General features: G+C 70.6%; 22 protein-coding genes and 1 tRNA gene. 15 read left to right on the top strand and 8 right to left on the bottom strand.

The annotated features are described in order from the left end of the window. Nucleotides 1-151 precede the first annotated feature (151 nt). The 4 genes from OHA73_RS21035 (at nucleotide 152) to OHA73_RS21020 (ending at nucleotide 2,091) form a co-directional block, all read left to right on the top strand. Complete coding sequence (locus OHA73_RS21035; protein WP_266711536.1) at nucleotides 152-439, top strand: hypothetical protein; 288 nt, start codon at nucleotides 152-154, stop codon at nucleotides 437-439. 157 nt (nucleotides 440-596) lie between these two features. After that, nucleotides 597-1,100, top strand: a complete 504-nt coding sequence (locus OHA73_RS21030; RefSeq protein ID WP_266711535.1) for a DUF5949 family protein — start codon at nucleotides 597-599, stop codon at nucleotides 1,098-1,100. Further along, entirely contained in the window at nucleotides 1,097-1,744 is a 648-nt protein-coding gene (locus OHA73_RS21025; protein WP_327655813.1) for a vitamin K epoxide reductase family protein, read from the top strand. The genes OHA73_RS21030 and OHA73_RS21025 overlap by 4 nt, the downstream gene beginning before the upstream one ends. A 95-nt stretch (nucleotides 1,745-1,839) precedes the next feature. After that, nucleotides 1,840-2,091, top strand: coding sequence for a chaplin (locus OHA73_RS21020; protein WP_323179542.1), 252 nt, complete (start codon nucleotides 1,840-1,842; stop codon nucleotides 2,089-2,091). A gap of 87 nt (nucleotides 2,092-2,178) precedes the next feature. On the opposite strand, the gene OHA73_RS21015 is transcribed toward OHA73_RS21020, so the two are convergent. Further along, nucleotides 2,179-2,634 carry an SsgA family sporulation/cell division regulator gene (locus OHA73_RS21015; protein ID WP_327655812.1) on the bottom strand — a complete coding sequence of 152 codons (456 nt, stop codon included), beginning with the start codon at nucleotides 2,632-2,634 and terminating at the stop codon, nucleotides 2,179-2,181. Between the two features lie 94 nt (nucleotides 2,635-2,728). Beyond that, on the bottom strand, nucleotides 2,729-3,019 hold the full coding sequence (locus tag OHA73_RS21010; RefSeq protein WP_327655811.1) for a helix-turn-helix domain-containing protein: 291 nt from the start codon (nucleotides 3,017-3,019) through the stop codon (nucleotides 2,729-2,731). Between the two features lie 189 nt (nucleotides 3,020-3,208). Here OHA73_RS21010 and OHA73_RS21005 point away from each other — a divergent pair, with 189 nt between their 5' ends. From OHA73_RS21005 to OHA73_RS20985, 5 genes are all read left to right on the top strand, one after another. Continuing rightward, complete coding sequence (locus OHA73_RS21005) at nucleotides 3,209-4,534, top strand: sensor histidine kinase (protein WP_327655810.1); 1,326 nt, start codon at nucleotides 3,209-3,211, stop codon at nucleotides 4,532-4,534. Between the two features lie 18 nt (nucleotides 4,535-4,552). Next, entirely contained in the window at nucleotides 4,553-5,305 is a 753-nt protein-coding gene (locus OHA73_RS21000) for a response regulator transcription factor (RefSeq protein ID WP_327655809.1), read from the top strand. Between the two features lie 110 nt (nucleotides 5,306-5,415). Next, nucleotides 5,416-6,216: a bestrophin-like domain gene (locus tag OHA73_RS20995; protein ID WP_266711523.1), complete on the top strand. Its 801-nt coding sequence runs from the start codon at nucleotides 5,416-5,418 to the stop codon at nucleotides 6,214-6,216. A gap of 139 nt (nucleotides 6,217-6,355) precedes the next feature. Further along, nucleotides 6,356-7,099: a GAF and ANTAR domain-containing protein gene (locus OHA73_RS20990; protein WP_266711521.1), complete on the top strand. Its 744-nt coding sequence runs from the start codon at nucleotides 6,356-6,358 to the stop codon at nucleotides 7,097-7,099. Between the two features lie 91 nt (nucleotides 7,100-7,190). Then, on the top strand, nucleotides 7,191-7,886 hold the full coding sequence (locus OHA73_RS20985) for an ANTAR domain-containing protein (RefSeq protein ID WP_266711519.1): 696 nt from the start codon (nucleotides 7,191-7,193) through the stop codon (nucleotides 7,884-7,886). A gap of 32 nt (nucleotides 7,887-7,918) precedes the next feature. On the opposite strand, the gene OHA73_RS20980 is transcribed toward OHA73_RS20985, so the two are convergent. Next, the gene (locus OHA73_RS20980) at nucleotides 7,919-8,311 is read right to left on the bottom strand and encodes an STAS domain-containing protein (protein WP_266711517.1); all 393 of its coding nucleotides are present in this window, start codon (nucleotides 8,309-8,311) and stop codon (nucleotides 7,919-7,921) included. Between the two features lie 241 nt (nucleotides 8,312-8,552). Next, nucleotides 8,553-9,029, bottom strand: a complete 477-nt coding sequence (locus OHA73_RS20975) for a DUF5994 family protein (protein ID WP_267070014.1) — start codon at nucleotides 9,027-9,029, stop codon at nucleotides 8,553-8,555. Nucleotides 9,030-9,447: 418 nt separating this feature from the next. On the opposite strand from OHA73_RS20975, the gene OHA73_RS20970 reads away from it, so the two are divergent. The 4 genes from OHA73_RS20970 to OHA73_RS20955 all read left to right on the top strand — a co-directional run bounded on the left by OHA73_RS20970 (nucleotide 9,448) and on the right by OHA73_RS20955 (nucleotide 14,238). Then, nucleotides 9,448-10,575, top strand: a complete 1,128-nt coding sequence (locus OHA73_RS20970; protein WP_267070015.1) for a ferredoxin reductase — start codon at nucleotides 9,448-9,450, stop codon at nucleotides 10,573-10,575. A gap of 17 nt (nucleotides 10,576-10,592) precedes the next feature. After that, on the top strand, nucleotides 10,593-11,723 hold the full coding sequence (locus OHA73_RS20965; protein WP_267070016.1) for a fatty acid desaturase family protein: 1,131 nt from the start codon (nucleotides 10,593-10,595) through the stop codon (nucleotides 11,721-11,723). Between the two features lie 1,047 nt (nucleotides 11,724-12,770). Then, the gene (locus OHA73_RS20960) at nucleotides 12,771-13,772 is read left to right on the top strand and encodes an acyl-CoA desaturase (RefSeq protein ID WP_327655808.1); all 1,002 of its coding nucleotides are present in this window, start codon (nucleotides 12,771-12,773) and stop codon (nucleotides 13,770-13,772) included. 52 nt (nucleotides 13,773-13,824) lie between these two features. Further along, nucleotides 13,825-14,238, top strand: a complete 414-nt coding sequence (locus tag OHA73_RS20955; RefSeq protein ID WP_267070018.1) for a DUF5994 family protein — start codon at nucleotides 13,825-13,827, stop codon at nucleotides 14,236-14,238. An 84-nt stretch (nucleotides 14,239-14,322) separates the two neighbouring features. Here the strand turns inward: OHA73_RS20955 and OHA73_RS20950 are convergent. Then, nucleotides 14,323-14,396 (bottom strand) — tRNA-Pro (locus tag OHA73_RS20950). A gap of 116 nt (nucleotides 14,397-14,512) precedes the next feature. Beyond that, on the bottom strand, nucleotides 14,513-15,466 hold the full coding sequence (locus OHA73_RS20945) for a metallophosphoesterase (RefSeq protein WP_266711465.1): 954 nt from the start codon (nucleotides 15,464-15,466) through the stop codon (nucleotides 14,513-14,515). A 76-nt stretch (nucleotides 15,467-15,542) separates the two neighbouring features. Here OHA73_RS20945 and OHA73_RS20940 point away from each other — a divergent pair, with 76 nt between their 5' ends. Beyond that, on the top strand, nucleotides 15,543-16,007 hold the full coding sequence (locus OHA73_RS20940) for a GatB/YqeY domain-containing protein (RefSeq protein ID WP_267070019.1): 465 nt from the start codon (nucleotides 15,543-15,545) through the stop codon (nucleotides 16,005-16,007). A gap of 84 nt (nucleotides 16,008-16,091) precedes the next feature. Here OHA73_RS20940 and OHA73_RS20935 read toward each other — a convergent pair whose 3' ends face one another. Continuing rightward, nucleotides 16,092-18,329 carry a transglycosylase domain-containing protein gene (locus OHA73_RS20935; protein WP_266711461.1) on the bottom strand — a complete coding sequence of 746 codons (2,238 nt, stop codon included), beginning with the start codon at nucleotides 18,327-18,329 and terminating at the stop codon, nucleotides 16,092-16,094. Between the two features lie 450 nt (nucleotides 18,330-18,779). On the opposite strand from OHA73_RS20935, the gene OHA73_RS20930 reads away from it, so the two are divergent. After that, nucleotides 18,780-19,124, top strand: coding sequence for a WhiB family transcriptional regulator (locus OHA73_RS20930; protein WP_266711459.1), 345 nt, complete (start codon nucleotides 18,780-18,782; stop codon nucleotides 19,122-19,124). A gap of 73 nt (nucleotides 19,125-19,197) precedes the next feature. Here OHA73_RS20930 and OHA73_RS20925 read toward each other — a convergent pair whose 3' ends face one another. After that, nucleotides 19,198-20,484 carry an ArsA family ATPase gene (locus OHA73_RS20925; RefSeq protein WP_267070020.1) on the bottom strand — a complete coding sequence of 429 codons (1,287 nt, stop codon included), beginning with the start codon at nucleotides 20,482-20,484 and terminating at the stop codon, nucleotides 19,198-19,200. Nucleotides 20,485-20,490: the final 6 nt, after the last annotated feature.

The following is a 20,490-nucleotide window of genomic DNA, read 5'->3' as shown; positions in this document are numbered from 1 at the left end:
GGCGGCTGCTCCGTTGTGCGGCCGTTTCGGGTGTGCGGATCCTTCGGGTTTCGGCGCGATGACGCACACCCCGAGGTCGGGACGCTCGTTGAGCAAGCAGAAGCGTATTTTCCAAACCGACGACGCGAGTTGTCGAGGGAAGGCATAAACAATGAAGGTTCTGAAGACCGCTGCCGTTGTCGCCGGATCGATGGCGATTGTCGGTGCCGCCGCTCCGGCATTTGCCTCGGACCTCACTCCGATGAGCCTGAACGGCGCGGTGAACACGATCACCAGCCAGCCGACGCTGGACGTCTCGCCGGTGGACAGCAACCTGCTCGACCCGAAGAACGACGGGGGCGCCGTCAGCACCGTCAAGGGCGCCGTCGACGGGCTGAACGAGAGCGGCTCCGGCTCCGGCGCCGGCAGCATGCTCGGCGGTCTCCCCGTCGGTCAGTAGGTTCGTACGTCAGGTTCGTACGTCGAGCCATTCGTCGAAGGCTGGTTCGGGACCCAGGGTTCCCGGGTCAGCCTTCGGTATTTCGTCCGCGGAATGCGTTCCGCCAAACGTGTGAACCGTGGCCGGTGCGCCGACCGGGTCTGGCTAGGCTTCTTCGATGACTTCAACTGTGAGCAGTGGCCCCGCATTTCGAGCAGCCGATCTGGGAACTCTGGCGGTCATCGCCTGGAGTGGTGAACACCCCGATGGAAAGGGCGACATTCCCTTTCTCCTCGCCTACTCCATGGGTGATTCCCCGGCAGGACCCGAGGCGTCGGAGGCGGCCGTGCGCGGCCTCCTGGAGACCAACGGCCTCACGGTGGGCACCACCGTCCACGACGCGTCGGGCCGCCCCAGCTTCCCGGTGTCCCTGCTGGTCGAGGCGGGCCAGGCCGTCGTCACCATGCCGCTCCTGAACGCCCAGTGCTCCGTGCCGCCCGAGTGGCTGGCGGCGGCGGAGGCCCGCAAGAGCGCGTACTTCCTGTTCACCACGCGCGTCTGGCCCACCGCGACGCCGGGATCCCCGGTCACCGAGCAGGAGTTGGAGGAGTTCGCGGGCGACGAGGAGACCCTCATGGCCGCCGCGCACTGCCTGCTGCCCATCCGGCGCGTGCGCGCGTGACGACCGCCCCTGCCGCGCACCGACCGGTCAACCGGCACCGCGGCACCGGAAGTTCGACAGCGGACTCCCGCGTCGGGGGCGCAACGACGCTCGCCTGGCTCCTCGTCGTCACGGGCGCCGCCGGGGTGCTCGCGTCGTGGGTCATCACCATCGACAAGTTCAAGCTCCTTGAGGACCCGAACTTCACGCCCGGGTGCAGCCTGAACCCGGTGGTGTCCTGCGGCAACATCATGAAGAGCGAGCAGGCCGCCGCGTTCGGTTTCCCGAATCCGCTGCTCGGCCTCGTCGCCTACGGGCTCGTGGCCGGCGTCGGCGTGAGTCTGCTGACCGGGGTCCGCTTTCCCCGCTGGTACTGGCTGACCTTCAACGCGGGCGCGCTGTTCGGCGTCGGGTTCGTGACCTGGCTGCAGTTCCAGTCGCTGTACCGGATCAACTCGCTGTGCCTGTGGTGCTGCCTGGCCTGGGCGGCCACCATCGCCCTGTTCTGGCATCTGGTCGCGTTCAACGTCGGCAGCGGCTTCCTCCCGGCGTCCCGGGGCGTACGGGCCTTCTTCACGGACTTCCCGTGGGTGCCGACCGCCGCCCACATCGGAGTCGTCGGCGTGATGATCCTGACCCGCTGGTGGGATTTCTGGACGAGCTGACGGACACGCCCCCCGATGGCTCAATTGTCCCGATTCGGGGCGGGGTGGCGGTGTGATTGGCGCGTCATATTCCCTCACCTCTCTAGGGAGCAACGATGCGTCTTCGCACCTTCGCGGCCGCGGCCGTGCTGGCCGGGACCGCTGTTATGGGATCCGCTGCCATGGCCTCCGCGGTGGACGGCCCCGACGGCGCCAGCGCCACCGGTGTGGCCCAGAACAGCCCGGGCGTGCTGTCCGGAAACATCATCCAGGTTCCGGTCGATGTTCCGATCAACGCCTGTGGCAACTCGCTCAACCTGATCGCCGCGCTCAACCCGGCGGCGGGCAACGTCTGCGCCAACAGCTAGTCACCTGGCTCGCGCTCGGACGGGCAGCGCCCGGGACGGCTTCGGCCGTTCCGGGCGCTGTTTTTGTCACCGTCCCCGGGTGGCCGCTCAGGTGTCGTCCCCCGGCGCCAGCTCTCGTAGGGCGCGGTCGATGAGCCCTTCGAGGCGGCCCTCGCGCTCCGGCAGCATGCGCTCCGTACGGTCGAGGAACAGGCTCAACGCGTCGTGCGCGAGGACGAGTTGGGGCTCGCCGGGTGCGCTGCGCAGGTCCACGATGACCAGCCGGTCGCGGCCGGGGACGCGATAGGGAGCGATGCGTACGTCGCCGTCGCCCGCCGCCCGTTCGAGCCCGTCGAGGAGCAGGTCCCGCGACAGCGGCCACAGCACGGACCCCGGGACGCCCGCCTCCGCGCCGCCCCAGGCCGTCACCGTGACGGCCAGCGGATCCGTCAGCCGGAACCGCAGCTCCACCTCCACAGGGTGGAAGAGGTCCTCGCCCCACCGGGCCATCGCCGCGACGACACCCACGAGTTCGTCCGGTGTGACGTCGTCGTCCGCATTCATTCAGCGCCCCCGCCGCTCTCTGGGCAACGTCGCGATTCTTGCGGCGCTCATTGCCCCCTTCAACCAGATGGCCCGCGGAAGATCCGCCGAGATCTCAGACTGTGCAAACGCCCTGCTCGGAGCCGTCGTCATCGGGTCCCGCGAGGACGCGGCCGAAGGCGAGGGCGCCCGGGCCGACCCGGTAGTGGCCCTCGGTGTGCTCCAGCCAGCCTTCGTGCGCGAGCGTGCGCAGCAGGTGGTACGTCGTCGCCAGCGGTACGTCGAGGAACCGCGCGAGCCGCTTGGCGGTCAGCCCCTGCGGGTGGCGGGCGATCTCCGTGAGGATGCGCAGGGCGCGCTCCACCGACTGCAGCCGGGTGCCGCCCGCGGTCCGTGGCTGCGCCATGTGTGTCCTCCTTCGGTGCCGCGCGGGCGTCGGGCGCCTCGCGTGGGTGTCCGGCATGTCATCACTGATCTTTGAAGATCCGGTACGTCCGATCACCGGCCACCGGGCCGCGTGCTGCGGACCATCCGGGTGCGCAAGGGCGGCCACCCGGCCCTGGACGGGTGGCCGCGGCAGTTGATAGGGGCACGCATGAGCGACGCGACGCTCGTCTCCGCGCAGGAGCCGCCCGCGGGGAGTCCGGCCGGACGGCGGGGGTTCGCGCGCCTGGTGACGTCGCCGCTGCACGCCACCTTCCTGGTCCTGCTGGTCGTCGGCCTGGTGCGGACCGTCGTGGCGGGGGTGTCGGGGGAGGGGTGGCGCGTCGGGGCGGGTCTCGCGCTCGGCCTCGTGTACTGCTTCGCGCCGGTCGCGGAGCGCCGTTCGGGGGCCGATCCGGGCGCCCTGCGGCTCGCGAGCCGGGCCGACCCCTTCACCCTCGGCTGGCTGGCGGCCCTGTTCGGCCTGTGGCTCTGGCTCGATCTGACGGGGACCCAGTTCCGGGCCCTCGTTGCCGCGCTGTACTTCGTCGTGCTGATGTTCCTGCCCCGGCTGCGCACGCTCGGCGTCGCGGTCGTCGCCGTCGCCGCGGCGGCGGTCACCTCGCGGCGGGGGTCCGCGACCGTCGGGGACCAGGAGATGGTCGTCGTGGGCGCCTTCCTCGCCCTGCTCCTGGTCGTCCTCGCCTTCCGCAAGGAGGAGCGCCTGCGCGGCTCCGCCGATGCGGTCATCCGTCAACTGCGCGACGACCGCGGGCAGTTGGCGACGTCGCAGCGGCTCGCGGGGCAGGCGGACGAGCGGCGCCGGATGGCGGCCGAGGTCCACGACTCGATCGCCCAGTACCTGGCGGGCGTCAAGCTGCTCCTCGAGGGCGCGGAGCGGACCCTGACCGCCGCCCCCGCAAGGGCCGCGGAGGCGACGCACGCCGCCCTCGACCTGACCAACCTCGGCCTGCGCGAGGCGCGCCTCCTCATCGACTCGGCGCACACCGACCGCCCGGCGGGCACCCCCAACGGCACGCTCCCCGAAACGATCGAGAACCATCTCTCGGCGATGCGCCAGGCACTCGCCGCGGGCTGGCAGGTGGCCGGCGGCCCACCCTCCGCCTCCGGCGCCGAAGGCCCCCCGGAGATCGCGTTCTACACTTCGGGCGAGCCCGGCCCGCTTCCGCCCGACGTGGAACACACCCTGCTGAGGCTCGCGCAGGAAGCGGTGTCCAACGCCCTGTGGCACGCGCGGCCGCACCGGGTCACCGCCACGCTGACGTACGAGCCGCAGGAGGTGACCATGACCGTCAGGGACGACGGCCGGGGCTTCGACCCCGCCAGGGTGCCCGACGACCGGCACGGTCTGCGCTCCCTGCGGCACCGCGTCGAGGGCCTCGGCGGCACGTTCGCGGTGGTGTCGCGCGCCGGTACGGGCACGGAGCTGAGCGCCGTGCTGCGGCGCAGGCCGGCCGGGGCGGACGCGGACGGATGACGTGGATGAGTGACGTAAATGAGTGACGTCCTGAGCGGCATAACCGAGCCGGTCCCCGCCGGCATACCCGAGCCGGTCCCCGCCCGGACCGGCCGCGCCCGCCCCACCCGGGTCCTCGTCGTCGACGACCACCCCGCGCTCAGGATCGGCCTGCGCACCCTGCTCACGACGGTCGACGACCTGTCGCCCGTGGCCGAGGCGGCGAACGCCGACGACGCCCTGCGCGCGGCCCGCCGCCCCGAGGCCCCGGACGTCGCCGTCGTCGACCTCGACCTGGGCGCGGGCATCGACGACGGCATCCGACTCGTCCGCGAACTGCGCGCGCTGGACCCGGCGCCCGCCGTCCTCATCCTCAGCGCCTACGTCACCGCGCAGACGGTGACCTCCGCGCTGCGGGCCGGCGCCACCGGATTCCTCGGCAAGGAGGCGTCCGCCGAATCGCTGCTCGCCGCGGTCCGCGCGGTCGCCCGCGGCGAGACGGTCCTCGGCCCCGGCGTCGCCCGCCATGCCCTGGCCGGGCCCCAGGGCAGCACCCCGGTGCTCACACCCCGCGAGGCCGACATCGTCCGGCTCGTGGCGGCCGGCCTGTCCAACCGGGAGATCGCGGCCCGCCGGGGCATCAGCCCGAGCACGGTCAAGAGCGCCCTCAGCGCCGTCTACACCAAGCTCGGCGCGGACAGCAGGGCGGCGGCGGTCGCGACGGCATCCCGCCTGGGGCTGCTCACCGGCCCTCCACCACCGCTTTCCGGCGGAGCGCCTGTCGCTCGATAGAGGGTGAGTGGGCCCGTCCGCCGTATCCGGAGGGCGGGGACGGTCAGGACAAGATCACAGTGCCCCATGGCAGGGAGCACCGTTTTCCTGTCTCCCGGAGGTACTCGCTCGTGGTCATCGTCATCGTCGTCGCCGCGCTCGCCCTGATCGCGGGGATCGCGGCCAACCGATATCTGCGGCCGAGGCTGCTGACCGAGGACGACGACACCGGCATGGCCGTCAAGGACCTCGTCGGCCCCCTGCTCACCCTGACCGTGCTGCTGCTGGCCTTCGTCCTCGTGACCGCCAACGGCTCGTACGGAAAGGCGGAGGTGGCCGCGCGCGGCGAGGCGCGCGCCCTGGACCAGCTCGTCGAGACCGCCGAGTACGCCACCGTGAAGCAGCGGTCGGCCGTCCAGGCCGACGCCGTCTGCTACGCCCGCGCCGTCCGCGTCCAGGAGTGGCCCGAAATGGCCGACGGCAAGGGCTCGTCGGCGCCCAGCGTGTGGTCCACCGACCTGCGCCGGAACTTCCGTGCCATGGAGGGCGAACCGGCCTTCGGCATGCTCGTCAGTGCCGACCACAAGCGTTCCGAGGAGCGCGAGGAGCGCCTCACCCAGGCGACCGCCAGCATCCCCGGCGCCATCCTCTGGTTCCTGCTGGCGGTGCTCGCGGTCACGGTGGCGGCCCTCGGCCTCTGCCTGCCGCGCAGGCACAACCGTGGGCAGCTGGCCGCGCTGACCCTGGTGACCGTGATGCTGACGGCGACCCTGTGCATCATCCGCGACGTCGACCGCCCCTTCGGCGGGATCATCGACGTACAGCCCACGGCCATCTCCGACGTGGAGAAGCAGGCGACCCGCGACTTCCTCGCCCACAGCAAGCTCTCGGACCTCCCGTGCGACAAGAAGGGCAACCGCGCGACGGAGTAGCTCCGGCACCGCCGCGCCGTCCGCCTGTACTCGGCAAACGTCCTGGCCACACGGTGCGGCGAGGAGGAGAGTGGAGGGCAATCACGGGGGACGGCCTGTGGGAGGGTGATGGCCGAATCACCCTGGGAGGTGGGCAGGTATGGCCGAACTGCCGCACGAGGAGCAGTTGGCGGCGGCATTCGTCGACCTCGCCGACACGTTGGTGCAGGACTTCGACGTCATCAACTTCCTGCACATGCTGACCGAGCACTGCGTGCACCTGTTGGACGTGGCCGCCGCCGGTGTCCTGCTGGCCACACCCAGCGGCCGCCTTGTGGACGCGGCCGCCTCCGACGAGCGCACCCGCACGCTGGAGCTGGCCGGCGTCGAGTGGAACGAAGGCCCGTGCCACGACTGCTACCGGACCAAGCGACAGGTCGCCGACGTCGCGCTGGACACGGCGGCCGCGCGGACCCAGTGGCCCCGGTTCGCGCCGCGGGCCGTGGAGCTCGGCCACACCTCCGTCGTGGCCTGCCCGCTGCGGTTGCACGACCAGGTGATCGGGTCCCTGAACCTCTTCAGGGACAGGCCCGGACCCCTGGGCGCCTCCCAGTTGCGGCTGGCGCAGGCGCTGGCCGACACAGCCACCATCGGCGTCCTGCAACAACGGGCGGTGAGTGAACAGATGACAGTGACCGCGCAGTTGCAGTCGGCCCTGGACAGCCGAATCGTCATCGAGCAGGCCAAGGGGTACCTCGCGCACCGGCTCGACACCAGCGTCGAGGACGCCTTCGCCCGGATGCGCCGCCACGCGCGCAGCAATCACATGCGGCTCACCGAGGTCGCCCGACACGTGCTGCGGGGTACGGCGGATTCGTCGCTACTGCGTCGGCACGGTCGATGAGAGGCCCCTGCACCGACAGGGATCAGCGGACTGCCCTCCGGCGGGCCCGCACCTCACCCGGAAGGGGGCGGCAGCGGTGACTCATCCGGTCATGACTGCCTACCTGCGTGCCCTCAGCTCGCACAGCGGCCCGGGTATGGCGCCGCTGCCGCTGGGGGAGTTCGCCGACGTGCTGGGCCTGGACGGTCTCGCCCTGCTCCTGTCGCCCACCGGCGGCCCGGCCCAACTCGTACAGTCCCACGGCGAGCACACCGCCGCGCTGGAGGATCTGCAGCAGATCCAGGGACACGGGCCCAGCCTCGACGCGGCCCGTCATGGCGCCCTGTTGCTGGTGCCCCATGTCACCGAGCTCACCGACAGCCGGTGGCCGGGTCTGCCCGCGGCCGTCGAAGCGCTCGACGTAGGCGCCGTGTTCTCCTTCCCCCTGCGCATCGGGGTCATCGGACTCGGCGCGCTCACCGGCTACCGCACCCGCCCCGGGCCCATGTCCACGGACCAGCTGACGGATGCCTTCGGCCTGGCCGACACCCTGGCCCAGCTCACGATCGCCACCGCCGCGCACGCAGACTTCACGTACGCCGCGCTGCTGGACGAGCCCGGTCTCTACTTCGCCGAGGTCCACCAGGCCACCGGAATGCTCTCCGCCCAGCTCGACATCACCTGCGACCACGCGCTGATCCGGTTGCGCGGCCATGCCTTCAGCCAGGACAGACCCCTCCTCGACGTCGCCCGTGACGTACTCGCCCGTCGTCTGCGCCTCGACGACAACGGGGACACGTCGAGCTGACCGCGGTACTCGCGGCCCCCACCCCATCGGCTTCAGGTGTCCGGTGGCTCCTGCGCACAGAGGTCGTGGAAGGGGAGCAGATCACGCAGGACGCTGTGGGTGAGGGCGAGTCGGACGCAGGGGCTGGGGTTGGCCAGGGTGAGGCTGCCGCCGGCGTGATGGGCGGCCTCGCGGATGCCGAGGAGGGTGAAGAAGCTGGCGTTGTCGCAGTGGGTCACCTCGGACAGGTCCATGATCAGGTGCCGGCTGCCCTCGCCCAGGACCTGAGAGGTGAGTTCACAGAGCGCGGGAATGCTGCCGGTGTCGAGCTCCCCGGCCACGGACAGGGTCATGAAGTGGCCGGGTGTGACGGGGGTCCGCTCCAGCGTCAGCCGCAGTCCACTCCCGTGCTGATCCGGACCGGTGCCGTCCTTTCGACCGGTCACCACCCCACGACCAGCGGCCCGTGGCCCGTCGGCGAATTCAGCGCGACGCGGGCCGCGGGTGCCTCCGGGGGCGGGGTGGTCGCTGCCATGACGCGGACCCGTCTTCGGAGCGACGTGAACGGTCGTCCCCGATGCCGTTGCTCACCGGGGACGAGACCCGCGTGGATGCCGGTGTACGACGTGCCCTCGGTGGCTCCAACGTACGCCTATGACACGTGTGGTGACGGGCGGTCATGAACCGTCATCCGTTCGTGGAACCGGCGGGCCCCTCGGTTGCCATCAGCGCCGTCCCGGTGAGACAGAGCGCGGGGTCGGCCGCCGCGTGCATCAGCCGGGCGGCCGTGTCGTCCCGGCTGCTCGACGGGACGACGAGCAGGTCCCAGCGCCCGGCCCCGTAGGAGAAGAGCCGGATCGTGTAGGGGTCGAGACCGGACGTGTACCACGCGGCCAGGATCACGTGGCCCGTCACGGACAGGGTGCGCGGCTCCGTCGGCCAGCTGCCCCGCGGAGAGGCGATACGGGTCACGCGCCCGCGGGTCGCCTCGAACACCTCGATGAGGGCGGCCAGTTCGGTGGCCAGCTCATCGGTGCGCGGCCACCAGGCTCCGCACACCGGTCCCGGCGGGAAGGTCGGCGGGCGCAGGGAGAGTCGGGCGGGCGGGTGCACGACGATGGGCCCGGAACCGGTCGAACTGTGGTGGGCGATCAGTGCGTTCATGACGCACGCCCCTTTTCGGGCCGCCCTGTGGGGCCCGTGTCGTGGTGCGCCGGAGGCGACGTCGAGCGGAGTCGGCGTACGAGGAGCACCCGGTGTTCCCAGCGTACGGCTCGGCCCGTGAGAGGCGGTCCGTGCCGGGCGGCGGCGTCGCCATCGGGCCATCCTCGGGAGCATCGGCGGAGCCACACGCTGGGCACCGGCGCATCCCGCCTGACAGGAGCCGTGCGGCCGATGGCGCGAAGCATGCCGTGGGGCGGTGTGGTCCGCCGTCCCGTGTGTTTCCCTCGGCGCAAGCGATCCGGCGACGGCGGCGGGACGCACGCGTACGGGACCGAGAGGGACCCGGCGCGTTCGGAGCCGGCACATCAGCCATTCGGTATCCGGCATTCGGGAATTCGGTATGGGGAGGGGCGCCCGCATGTCCGAGCAGCCGCGACGCTCACCGGGAGCGCTGCTGCGGTCCTTCACCGGCCGGCCGGGGCGCCGCGCCGCTCTGTCGGCCGTGTCCTGGCTGACCAGCCCGCTCTCGCCGGACGACTATCTCGGCCTGCTCGATCCCTTGTGGTCGGCGCGGCATCCCGCGGGCCGGGTCACCGACGTACGGGACGAGGGCGCCGGGGCGGCCACCCTGGTGATCCGGCCGGGCCGGGGCTGGAGCGGCCACCGGGCCGGGCAGTACCTTCCGCTCGGGGTCGAGATCGACGGCGTACGGCACTGGCGGACGTACTCGATCACCTCGGCGCCCGACGACGGGGCCGCCGAGATCACCGTCACCGTGAAGGCCCACCCCGACGGCCGGGTCTCGCCGCACCTGGTGCACAGGACCGCCCCGGGCGCGGTGCTCCGACTCGGCCCGGCACAAGGGGAGTTCGTGCTGCCGAGGCCGCTGCCGGAGCGGCTGCTGTTCGTGACGGCGGGCAGTGGTCTCACGCCCGTGATGGGGATGCTGCGCACGCTCGCCCGTAGCGGGAGCGCCGCCCCGGACACGCTGCTCCTGCACAGCGCGCCGTCGCCGGACGAGTGTCTCTTCCGTGCCGAACTGGCCGCCCTGGAAGCCAGGTTGCCCTGGCTGACGGTTCGTCTGACCCATACGCGCACGGACGGACGCCTCACCGCCGACCGGATCGCCGCGTCGTGTCCGGACTGGCGCGGGCGGGACACCTGGGTGTGCGGTCCTTCCGGGCTCCTGGACGCGGCGGAGCGGCAGTGGGACGCAGGGGGAGTGCGGCAACGGCTGCGGGTGGAGCGCTTCCACCTGACCCCCGTGCAACCGGTGGGCGCCGACGCGGTCGGCGGCCGGGTGTGCTTCACGCGCAGCGGCAGGTGGGCGGACGCGGAGCCCGGTGTGCCCCTTCTCGCGGCCGGCGAATCGGTGGGTGTGCCGATGCCCCACGGCTGTCGCCGCGGCCTCTGCTTCGGCTGCCTCGTCCCGATCGTCGAGGGCCGGGTGCGCGACCTGCGCACCGGTGAACTGCACGGCGAACCAAATGAGTTGATCCAGACCTGCGTCAACGGCGCCGCGGGCACGCTCGTCCTCGACCTGTGAGTCCAGAGGAGACCCTCATGACCGCCGCTGTATTCAGCGATCCGGCGCCCGGGGAACCGGACGCCGACCTTACGGACCAACTGGGCCGTGAACTGGACGCGCTCCGCGCCGAGTTCATGGCGGCGCGCGGCGCCGACGACGCCCACTACATACGTACCGTCATCGCCGTGCAACGCGGCTGCGAGACCGGCGGACGCCTCGCGCTCACCGTCTCCCTCTTCCCACCCGCCTGGTTCACGGGCACCGCCCTGCTCACCTTCGCCAAAATCCTGGAGAACATGGAGCTGGGCCACAACATCCTGCACGGACAGTGGGACTGGCTCGGTGACCCGGCGATCCACTCGACGACCTGGGAGTGGGACTTCGCCACCCCCGCCGATGCCTGGAAACGCACCCACAACCACCTCCACCACACGTACACCAATGTCGTCGGCCGCGACCGCGACCTCGGCTACACGGTCCTGCGCATGGCCCCGGACCAGCCCTGGCACCCGGGCCATCTCCTCCAGCCGCTGTTCACGGCCCTGCTCGCGCCCGTCTTCGAGTGGGGCATCGCCCTGTACGACCTGGAGGTGGACGAGGCGTTGGCGGGCCGCAAGAGCGTGCGCGCCTTCCTCGGGGACACAACTGAGATGGTGGGCAAGGCGGTTCACCAGGCGGCCAAGGACTACGTCCTCTTCCCGCTCCTCGCGGGGCCCTCCGCGCTGCCCTGCCTCCTCGGCAATCTCACCGCGACCACCACCCGCAACGTCTGGGCGCACACGGTCATCTTCTGCGGACACTTCCCCAGTGACGTGCACACCTTCGCGTACACGGAGGAGCAGATCGAGGGCGAGAGCCGGGGCGAGTGGTATCTGCGCCAGATCCAGGGCTCGGCGAACATCGAAGGCGGGCCGCTGCTCCACCTCCTCACCGGCAACCTCAGCCACCAGATCGAGCACCACCTCTTCCCCGACCTGCCCAGCAACCGCTACGCCGAGCTCGCTCCGCGCGTCCGGAAGATCTGCGCCCGGTACGGACTCCCGTACGCCACTGGGCCGTTGTGGCGGCAGTACGCGTCGATGTGGGGCCGGGTGCTGCGGCACGCCCTGCCGACGGCACACCGCGGCGCGGAAGGTGGGAGCGAGGGCCATCGCCGGGCCGAGTGACCGGACCGGCGGTGGCCCTCGCGGCGGCGTCGCTGTGTCCCCCTGCACAAGTGCGACGCGCGCGGGCAGGCCGGGCCTGTGCGTCGGCAACACACACCCGGCGCGTCCTTGCGGGCGAAGGACCGCCCCGCAAAGACGACGGATCAGGGGGGAAACGGATCAGGAAGGAGGTGGATCAAGAAGGAAACGGATCAGGAAGGAGCACAAGGAGAACGTCAGGTCGCGACGCGGAATCACGGACCGCGACCCGACCTCCTCGAAGGCGGAGGCCGGAGTGCTGGGGGTCCGGGACCGGGGACCTGGAAGCCGGCGCTGTTGTCGGCGGCTGCGCTAAGTGCCGTATTCACGCTAGTCCCGCCGGTGGGGCGGCGACACCGGTCACCAGGATGAGTCTGGCTGCGCCGAATCCAGTAGGGCATCCGGACGTGCGGAGCACTCCGGCTTCCTGTGGTGGGCACGACGCGACCAGGGGTGGCCCGAACCGGTCGGGGGCCCGGGCCCACCGATCCGCGCGCCCTACCGATCAGCGTGACGGCCGCAGTACGCTCCGTCTGGCCGACTGCCGGCCCCGACTTCGGCGCGCACTTGTCCCGGGCCCGCTGGAGTCGCGCGTCGCCGACGAGGCGCGACTCCAGCCCCTGCCCTCCTGCGTGTCCGTAGCGGGGAACTCCCGCGCCCCGCTGCCGCAGTTGGGCCCCGCGCGAGGAGCGGATGGGGGAGCCACTGCTCCTCGCGCCCGACGGCCGCCCCCGGTCGCTTGATCGGCGGCGGCCGTCCCAAGTCCTCGTATTCAACGCCTACTTGAAGGCATTCCCGGTGTTCAGCCTACGCCCGGCGGGGGCCGATCGCTCCTCCTCATGGCATCTGCCGCGTGCGCGGCGCCGGGGCCGTTTTCGGCCGCGCAGGAGTACGGTGCAAGAAGGCGGGGGGCGTTCGGATGGCGGTGCCCGGTCACCGCGCAACGCCATGCTCCCCTTCCCCACCGCCCACTCAGGGGCTGCCCTCGACCCCGGCCGCGCCGCCGCTCACCAGTCGAGGAGCCCGCACATGTCCCCGGAGCCCGCCGCGCACACACTCGCCCGCTTGCCGGACGCCGCCGCGCCGCCCGCACCCTACGACGGCAACTCGCCGTTCCCACGCGATGGTTCGCCACATGATCGGGGCGGCGGAGAGCGTCTGTACGTGACGGTGACAGCGGCGATCGTGGTGCTGCCGTTCGTGGGGCTCGGCCTCGCCGGATGGCTGCTGTGGGGGCGGCTGATCCATCCCACGGACATCGTTCTCGGGCTCGCCCTGTACGTGCTCACGGGCCTCGGAGTCACGGTCGGCTTCCACCGCGGGCTCACCCACGGCAGCTACCGGGCCGTCCGCCCCGTGCGCATCGCCCTCGCGGTGGCCGGTTCGATGAGCTTCCAGGGCGATGTCGTCGGCTGGGTCGCCACGCACCGCCGCCACCACGCCTTCACCGACCGCCCCGGCGATCCGCACTCCCCGTACCGGTACGGCACCCACCTGCGCGGCCAGTTGCGCGGTCTGCTGCACGCTCACATCGGCTGGCTGTTCCACAACGACCGTACGGAGCCGGAGCGTTACGCCCCCGACCTGCTGGCCGACCGCGACATCCGCGGGGTCTCCCGCGCCTTCCCGTTCCTGTGTCTGGTCACGCTCGCCCTGCCGTTCGGCCTCGGCTGGGCGATCGGCGGCACCTGGCTGCACGCCGTGACCGGCCTGCTGTGGGCGGGGCTCGTCCGCATCGCGCTGCTCCACCACGTCACGTGGAGCGTGAACTCGCTGTGCCACATGATCGGCGAGCGCCCGTTCCGTACCCGCCGCCACGACCGGGCCACCAACCTGTGGCCGCTCGCCCTGCTCTCCTTCGGCGAGAGCTGGCACAACCTCCACCACGCCGACCCGACCAGCGCCCGGCACGGGGTGGAGCGCGGTCAGCTCGACCCGTCGGCCGCGGTCATCCGGCTCCTCGAACGCCTCGGCCTCGCACACGACGTGCGCTGGCCGACGCCGGACCGCGTCGCCGCCCGCCGCATCTGACGCACATCGTCGACCACTCACCCGCGCACGCAGCCGGCAGGAGTCACCCCTGATGACCCTCGCACCGCACCTTCCGCCCCCCTCCCAGCCCCTGCTGCGCCTGCGTCTGGCCCCGCACGCCGGTGGTCCCCGAGCCATCGACGGGGCCTGGTGGCCGCACTCCTACGACCTGCTCGCCGAACTCCCCACGCTGCTCGCGGGGTTGCCCCGGACCTGGGGCCACATCAGCAGCGTCCTGTTCAACGGGGCAGCGTGGCCGGCCACACCGGGCCGCATGCTCGTCGCCGACCAGGTCGTCCGCCTGCGCAGGAGCCTGGCGGCCACTCCCTTGCACACCGTCGTCCTCGTCGCCCCCGGCCACGGACGCTGGGACCTGCTCGTCGTACCACCGGACACGACCGAGGAGGAGGCGGAACCGATCATGGCGGGGGCATCGGGCATCGACGCCCTCCGGCACCCCGCCTGACCTGCTGATCAACCCGTGAGGCCAAACGCAGAACAGGCCCGGTACTGATTTCTCAGTACCGGGCCTGACCTGGTGTTTCAACTGTCGGGGTGGCGGGATTTGAACCCACGACCTCTTCGTCCCGAACGAAGCGCGCTGCCAAGCTGCGCCACACCCCGATGTCGTTGTTCCGGTCTCTGCTGTTCTGCTCTGCAGGTCGCGGCGACGTCGTTTACTTTAGCGGACTGTCGGCCTGAGACGAAATCCGGTTTACGGCGGCCCTCTGCGCAGGGCCTCAGGCGGCCATCGGCGCCAGCGTCAGCAGGGTCGCCTCGGGCGGGCAGGCGAAGCGGACCGGGGTGTAGCGGTTGGTGCCGCAGCCCGCCGAGACGTGGAGGTAGGACGTGTTCCCCTCCGCCTCGTGCGTGGACAGGCCCTTCACGCGGTCCGCGTCCAGGTCACAGTTGGTGACGAGAGCCCCGTAGAAGGGGATGCAGAGCTGGCCGCCGTGGGTGTGGCCCGCGAGGACCAGCGGGTAGCCGTCCGCGGTGAAGGCGTCCAGGGTGCGCAGGTACGGGGCGTGCACCACGCCCATCGAGAAGTCCGGGCCCGCCAGCGGGCCGCCGGCCACCTCCGCGTACCGGTCGCGCTTGATGTGCGGGTCGTCCAGGCCGGTGAGGCCGATCTCCACGCCCGCGACCTTCAGCGAGCCCCGCGTGTTCGTGAGGTTCAGCCAGCCGGCCCCGTCGAAGGCGTCGCGCAGGTCCTCCCACGGGTTGTGGATGGCGCCGACGACGGGCGGGTTGCCGTTCAGACCGTGCTTGCCCGACATCTGCTGCTTCAGGTAGCGGGCCGGGTTGAGGAGCTTGGGGCCGTAGTAGTCGTTGGACCCGAAGACGTACGCGCCGGGGAACTCCATCAGCGGGCCGAGCGCGTCGAGGACCTCGGGGACGCCCTCCGTGTCGGACAGGTTGTCGCCCGTGTTGATGACGAAGTCGGGGCGGAGCCCGGCCAGCGACTGCAGCCAGCGGCGCTTCTTGTTCTGCCCGCTCACCATGTGGATGTCGGAGACCTGGAGCACCCGCATCGGGCGCATTCCCGCAGGCAGGACCGGGACCGTGACCCGTCGCAGGCGGAAGGAGCGGGCCTCGAAGCCCGCCGAGTAGATCAGCCCGGCGGCGCCCGCCGCCGCGATGCCGGCCGTCACCTTCAGGGAGGTCTTCAGAGGATTCCCGTATCGAGCGCGCATGGGCCCATCGTGTCAGACCGGCCCCGCCCCGGAAATCCGCGGGCGTGGGGCCTCGCGCACCTGCGACAATCAAGTCATGACCACGCTCAAGTCGAAGTTGCAGGACGACCTCAACGCCGCGATCAGGGAGCGCAACGAGCTCCGCTCCTCGACGCTCCGGCTGACCCTCTCCGCGATCACCAACCAGGAAGTCGCGGGCACGGAGAAGCGTGAGCTGACGGACGACGAGGTGCAGAAGGTGATCGCCAAGGAGGCGAAGAAGCGCCGCGAGGCTGCCGATGCCTTCGAGAAGGCGGGCCGCGCCGAGTCCGCGAGCCGCGAGGAGGCGGAGGGCGTGGTGCTCGCCGAGTACCTGCCGCAGCAGCTGTCCGACGCCGAGCTCGAGCAGATCGTCGCGCAGGCGGTCGAGGAGGCGAAGGCGGCCGGCGCCGAGGGGCCGAGGGCCATGGGCCAGGTCATGAAGATCGTGAAGCCGAAGGTCGCGGACCGCGCCGAGGGCGGCCGGGTGGCCTCCACGGTCAAGCGCCTCCTGGCGGGCTGAGCTCCGCCACGAACGACGAAGAGACGAAGAAGAGGGCGCATCCCGTGTGGGGTGCGCCCTCTTCCTTACCGGTCTGCGGGGGCCCTACCGGCCCCAACCGCCCCCGTGTCCGTTCCCGTTCCCATTGCCGCCGATCAGGTCCGGCGGGATCGAGATGTCGGGCAGCGGGTCGGTGTCGCCGTTGCCCCCGTCGTCCCCGGCGTCGGGCTTGTCGCCCTTGTTCTTGCTCTTGTCCTTCTTCTTGTCCGGGTCCGGGATGTTCACCTTGTTGAAGGTGGGCGCGTCCTTGCCGGACAGCGCGCCGGTCATGGCGTCCCGCCAGATCGGACCCGGCGTATCGGCGCCGAACACCTTGTCGTGGTACTGGCCACCGATGGTGATGTCGGTCATCTCGACGGCCTGCGAGGCGCTGCCGACCCAGACGGCGCCGGACAGGTTCGGCGTGTAGCCGGCGAACCAGGCGTTCTTACGGGCGTCGGTGGTACCGGTCTTGCCCGCGTTGTCCCGCCCGCTGAGGCCGGCCGTCTTGCCCGTACCGGAGTCGATCACGCCGCTGAGCAGCGTATTGATCTTGTCGGCGGTCGACTGCGACATCGCGCGCGAGCACTTCGACTTCGGCACGTCGAGCGCCTTGCCGTTGGGGTCGGTGATCGCGTCGATGGCGACGGGCGTGCAGTACGTGCCGCGGTTGGCGAACGCCGCGTACGCGGAGGCCATCGTGAGCGGCGAGAGACCCGTCGAACCGAGGGTCATGGACGAGGGCACCTCGTCGACCTTCTTGCCGTTGCCCTGCACCACGCCCAGCTTGTCGGTCATCTTCACGACCGGGCACATGCCGATGTCGCCGATCATCTGCACGAAGTACGTGTTGATGGACTTGGCCATCGCCTCCTTGAGGCGGTACGGGCCGACCTCCGACTCGTTCTCGTTCTCCAGCTTGTAGCCGCCGTCGTTGACCCACGGCTTGCCGCTGCACGTCTGGACCCGGCTCGGGTACGGCATCTGGTACGGCGCCGGGTACTGCTTCGTCACCGACGTGCCCTTCTCCAGGGCCGCTGCCGCCACGAACGGCTTGAACGTCGAACCTGTCGGGAAGCCGAGGTTGGAGCCGCCGTCCCGGTAGTTGACCGAGTAGTTCATCTCCGACTCGTTCTTGCTCGCGTCGGAGCCGTACGGCTTGGACTGCCCCATGCCGAGGACCTTGCCGGTGCCGGGCTCGACGAACGCGCCCGCCGCGTCGACCTTGTCCGACTGGTAGACGTGGCGCTTGACCGAGTCCTCCACGGACTCCTGCGTCTGCGGGTCGAGCGTCGTCTTCACCGTCAGGCCGCCGCGGTTCCAGATCTTGGCCCGCTCCTCGGACGTCTTGCCATAGGCCGGGTTGTTGAGGAAGGAGTTCCTGACGTAGTCGCAGAAGAACGCCGCGCCGTGCTGCGCGGTGATGCAGCCGTTCTGCGGCCTGCTGACCTTCAGGCCGATCGGCGTCTCCTTGGCCTTGGCGGCCTCGGCCTGCGTGATGTCGTGCGTCTCCGCCATCCGCTGGAGCACGATGTTGCGCCGCTTCTTCGCCTCGGCCTCGTCGTTGACGGGGTCGTAGCGGCTGGGGGACTGCACGATGCCGGCGAGCATCGCCGACTCCTGGATGTTCAGGTCCTTGGCCGGCTTGGAGAAGTAGCGCTGGGCCGCGGCCTCGACGCCGTACGCCTGCTGCCCGAAGTACGTGATGTTCAGGTAGTTGTTGAGGATCTTCTTCTTGCCGACCTCGTTCTCCACCTGGATCGCGTACTTCAGCTCCTTGACCTTGCGGCCGATGGTCTGCTGAGTCGCCTGCGCCAGCTTGGTCGGGTCGTCGCCCGCCTCTTCCATGAAGACGTTCTTCACGTACTGCTGGGTGAGGGTGGAGGCGCCCTGCGAGACGCCGCCGTTCTGCGCGTTGGCGTTGATCGCGCGCAGGATGCCCTTGGCGTCGACGGCGCCGTGCTCGTAGAACCGCGAGTCCTCGATCGCGACGATCGCCTTCTGCATGTACGGCGAGATGTCGTCGAGCTTCACGACCGTGCGGTCGCGCGAGTAGACGGTCGCGATCTTCCCGCCCTCGTTGTCCAGGATCGTGGTGCGCTGGCTCAGCGGCGGGGTCTTCAACGTCGCCGGAATCTCGTCGAATCCCTCGACCGAGCCCTTGGCCGCGAGACCCAGCGCGCCTGCCGCGGGCAGGGCGATCCCCGCCAGCACGGCTCCTGCGAGCACGCTGACTCCGAGGAACTTGGCGGCCTGTTGGGCCGGCGACGTACCGCCGCCACCGCCCGAGCGCTTCTTTCCCATACGGGGCAGCCTACGTGTCGATTCTCCGGACAGCCGTATATGCCTTGGCCTAAGCTGCACTCAACTGTCACAGCAGTGCGGTCTCGTATCAAGATGCGGGACGACCCCGAATCGTTCCCGGTACGTATGAAGTGCCTCTTGTAGTCATTCTCGGACTCTTTCGCGCGTCTTCGCGTAGGGCTCAGGGGGTGTCCGACTTCGCCTTGTGTGTCACTCCACGCCCGTTGTGACTCAAGTGAACTGTCCCGGTTTGCCGGGGTTATTACGCATGTCCTTCGGTCACTCCGTCGGGTGATCTGCCGCTCACGCATAGTCCGTTCGGACCATTCAAGATTGGGCCCGAAGGGGGTGTTGCGCTGTGCCCACCTTCCGTAACGTCCTCAACTGGCGGCGGTGAATATGCCGCTGCCGCCGTGGGGGAGCCTCGATTCGGGAGAGGACGGCGCCGGTATGGGCTGGGTAGTCGACTGGAGTGCGCAGGCGGCCTGCCGCACTACCGATCCGGACGAACTGTTCGTTCAAGGAGCAGCGCAGAACCGGGCGAAGGCGGTGTGCACGGGATGCCCCGTGCGGACCGAGTGCCTGGCGGACGCGCTCGACAATCGCGTCGAGTTCGGCGTGTGGGGTGGCATGACGGAGCGGGAGCGTCGCGCGTTGCTGCGCAGGCGTCCGACCGTCACGTCATGGCGCACGCTGCTTGAGACGGCGCGTACGGAGTACGAGCGCGGCGCGGGCCTGCTGCCCGTGGAACTGGAGAACGACGAGACGTACGAGAGGTACGCGGCCGTCGGTTAGCCGGCGCGCGCACCACTGTCCGTAGGAACTGTGGGAACCGTCGGAACTGTCCGTCGGGCCACGGACGTACGGCTCAAGCTCCGGCCGGAGTGCCACCGGCCGCGAGCCGTTCTCCGATGTCCCTGAGGCCTGCCAGGTCGTGTACGTCACCGGGCAGGGCCGCGACCTCGGTCACGGCGACCTCGGGATGCAGCGCGGTGAAGCGGTCACGCGTGCGCTGTTCGCGCGCGACCATCTGCATGCGCTCCGCGTGCAACCGCAGTAGTCCCGCGGTCAGTTGCTCAATGCCGGGCTCGGCCGTGGGGTCGGCCTCGGATGTTTCGGGGGATGCCTCGAAGGGCGCTTCGGAAGATGATTCGGGGGGTGCCTCGGGAGTGGCACGACCCTCTTCCTTCCCGCCCGTCTGATCCACAATGCGGCGCTCGTCAAGATTTTCCGCGGCGGCAAGCGCCCGCTCGGCCGAGAGCCGGCTCGCGGCGCTGCCGTGCACCCGGTTCAGTACGAGCCCGGCCAGCGGCATCTTCTCCGCGGCCAGCCGCTCCACGAAGTACGCGGCCTCGCGCAGCGCGTCCCGCTCGGGCGCGGCGACCACGAGGAACGCGGTGCCGGGCGCCTGCAGCAGCTTGTACGTGGCGTCCGCGCGCGTGCGGAAACCGCCGAACGTCGTGTCCATCGCGGCCACGAACGTCTGCACGTCGCGCAGGAGTTGACCGCCGAGCAGCTTGCCGAGAGTGCCGGTCATCATCGACATCCCGACGTTCAGGAACTTCATGCCCGCGCGCCCGCCGATCTTCGCCGGGGCCATGAGCAGCCGGATCAGCTTGCCGTCCAGGAACGAGCCGAGTCGCTGCGGCGCGTCCAGGAAGTCGAGCGCGGAGCGGGACGGCGGGGTGTCGACGACGATCAGGTCCCACTCGTCGCGGGACCTGAGCTGCCCCAGCTTCTCCATCGCCATGTACTCCTGCGTGCCCGCGAAGCCGGCCGAAAGCGACTGGTAGAAGGGGTTGTTCAGGATCGCCTTCGCGCGCTCCTCGTCCGCGTGCGCCTCGACGATCTCGTCGAACGTGCGCTTCATGTCGAGCATCATCGCGTGCAGCTCGCCGCCCGCGGAGTCGTCGAAGTCCTTCACCCGGCGCGGGGTGTTGTCCAGCGAGTCGATGCCCATGGACTGGGCGAGCCTGCGGGCCGGGTCGATGGTGAGGACGACGACCTTGCGGCCGCGCTCGGCGGCGCGCAGCCCGAGGGCGGCGGCCGTCGTGGTCTTGCCGACGCCACCGCTGCCGCAGCACACCACGATGCGGGTCTGCGGGTCGTCGAGCAGCGGGTCCACGTCGAGCGTGCCCTCAGGGGTCAGCGTCATGAATGG

It is taken from the genome of Streptomyces sp. NBC_00483, from assembly GCF_036013745.1.
Lineage (GTDB): Bacteria > Actinomycetota > Actinomycetes > Streptomycetales > Streptomycetaceae > Streptomyces.
Note: the sequence above shows the minus strand (reverse complement) of the source record. Positions and strands in the feature narration are given on the sequence as shown.